The sequence below is a fragment of the Streptomyces sp. NPDC029014 genome (genome assembly GCF_055564695.1).
Genome location: NZ_JBVHVT010000221.1, coordinates 1 through 1,752, shown reverse-complemented (window position 1 = coordinate 1,752; position 1,752 = coordinate 1). Strand labels below are relative to the sequence as shown.

Here is a 1,752-nt window from a genome sequence, read left to right as displayed (position 1 = left end):
GTGGCTTCCGCCAGGCCTGCGCCTTGCTGGGACGTTGAAATGTGAGCCGGTTCAAAGGTTATTTAAATCTGCTTTTCGCCCGTCATATTTACACTTTAGTCAAATAAATGTGTTGTTTTCGGGTTTGCATTTTTGGGGTCTGTCGTAATCTGGATTCGTGGGGAGGCAATACCGCTGACCTAAAATAAAAGGTAAACATCATGAATATCCAAAAATCTAACGTGAGTAAGCAAGACTTGTCGAAGGCTGCGCTTGTTGTGGGAATGGTGGTCCACTCCACGCGCCATTCGCAGATCAAAGCCGACATGCGGAAAGGCCATTTTCAGCGCAACTTGAGTGAGTGGATGCAACGCTCTGGAGCGAGCGCGTCAATCGTCTCTAAGGCTTTGAACCGTCTCTTGAAGAACCCCACGGAGTGGGATCGCGTGGGCCAATCCACCTTCCCGCTCTACAACAAGCTAGCTGCGAACGAGGCTGTCGCAGCGGTTGTTGATAACGAGGCCTAAGTGCGGGTGCGAAGAGAGGAGGGCGGCCAGGGTGCCGCCTTTCTTTTGTCTGCTCCCCCGTCACCGCCCACCCCATACGCTCCTCCCCATGGATCCCCTTACCACCCCAGACGGCCGTTACCTCATCGTCCGCGGGCGCCTCTGGCGAACCACCAACCCAGGCCTCAGTGAGCCGGAGAGGGAGCGCCTGGTCCACGAGCTGATGGACGCCCGGCGTGCCGTGAAGTCAGCAGAAGCCAACCAGGATGGGGAAGCACTCGCCGCCGCGCGGCGCGCCGTGGACAGCGCGAAAACAGGCTTGGGCGAACGTGGCCCGGTGTGGTGGACCGATGGGGAGAGGGACTGGAACCGGTGCCTGGTGAAAAACTCGCCCTATGCAGGGTGGTTCCAGAACGTGGATACTCGCGAGACCACACCACGGAAAGGAAGTGAACATGCTGAAGGGTGAAGCGAAGATCGATGTCCCGGTTTACAGCGATGACGAGAGAGATATTGAGCAGGGCATGGACCCTATCATGCACGGAATCCTCATCACTCCCTCAGATCTCAAGCCCGTGCCAGGCAAGCCTGGTGTCTATGTTGCCGAGCATAAGAACCCAGACGTCACGGTGACAGTAACGGTCCAGGCGGATGGCAGCACGACCATTGAAACGGACCCCGAATCCGACATTTTCGAAAACACGTTGCATGTCTGACCAGTCCGGGGGCAGTGACTACTGCTCCCGGCTCTCGGTGACCATCCGAGCCCAGTCCACGCCCAGTTGCCTCACCTCATCGGCCCACGCTCGGTAATCGTCCAGCGGCATGGGGGCTTCCAGGCCGCGCTTGACCCGCTCCAAATATTTGTTCTTCCGAGACTGGGCTTCTCGGAAACGGTGTTCCGCCTCGTCCAAGCGGTCAGCCCGTTTGGCGGCCTGCAGTTGGCCCAGCCGCCGAACCGAATCCGGGTTGGTGGACAGCACGCGGGGAGCATGAGGCAGCGCGTGGCCTCCGGTCATCGGGACGCGCTTGTGGTTGCTGACCGGGTCCATGACGCGGTGGCGCCAGCACTCTCTCCAGTCGTTTGCATCGAGCGGGCCGCCGCCTGGCACGTCCAACGGCACGACGATCCCATGGGCCTCGATGAGCGCCCACACGGCCCGCAGGAACGCGTCCACCGGAAGCCGTAGAAGGGTGACCTGGCCCTCTGCTAGCACCTCGCCCCCGTCCCTCATTCGTAACGCCAGCAGGGTCTCGCTCAGTGCCA

3 protein-coding genes are annotated in these 1,752 nt (G+C 59.9%); 2 read left to right on the top strand and 1 reads right to left on the bottom strand.

Going from position 1 to position 1,752, the window contains the following annotated elements; genetic code table 11:
- The first annotated feature begins 200 nt into the window (after positions 1–200).
- Both ACZ4VL_RS40665 and ACZ4VL_RS40660 read left to right on the top strand, forming a co-directional pair.
- Complete coding sequence (locus ACZ4VL_RS40665; protein WP_100468052.1) at positions 201–506, top strand: hypothetical protein; 306 nt, start codon at positions 201–203, stop codon at positions 504–506.
- Positions 507–940: 434 nt separating this feature from the next.
- Positions 941–1,201 (top strand): hypothetical protein, encoded by a 261-nt coding sequence (locus ACZ4VL_RS40660; RefSeq protein ID WP_099470322.1) that lies wholly within the window; start codon positions 941–943, stop codon positions 1,199–1,201.
- Positions 1,202–1,219: 18 nt separating this feature from the next.
- Here ACZ4VL_RS40660 and ACZ4VL_RS40655 read toward each other — a convergent pair.
- Positions 1,220–1,752 (bottom strand): hypothetical protein (locus tag ACZ4VL_RS40655; RefSeq protein WP_468211060.1); only part of this gene is annotated, 533 nt, incomplete at its 5' end.

Excerpts from the sequence above, each read along its gene's own strand:
- ACZ4VL_RS40660 (WP_099470322.1), top strand. The coding sequence starts at position 941 with ATGCTGAAGGGTGAAGCGAAGATCGATGTCCCGGTTTACAGCGATGAC.
- ACZ4VL_RS40665 (WP_100468052.1), top strand. The coding sequence starts at position 201 with ATGAATATCCAAAAATCTAACGTGAGTAAGCAAGACTTGTCGAAGGCT.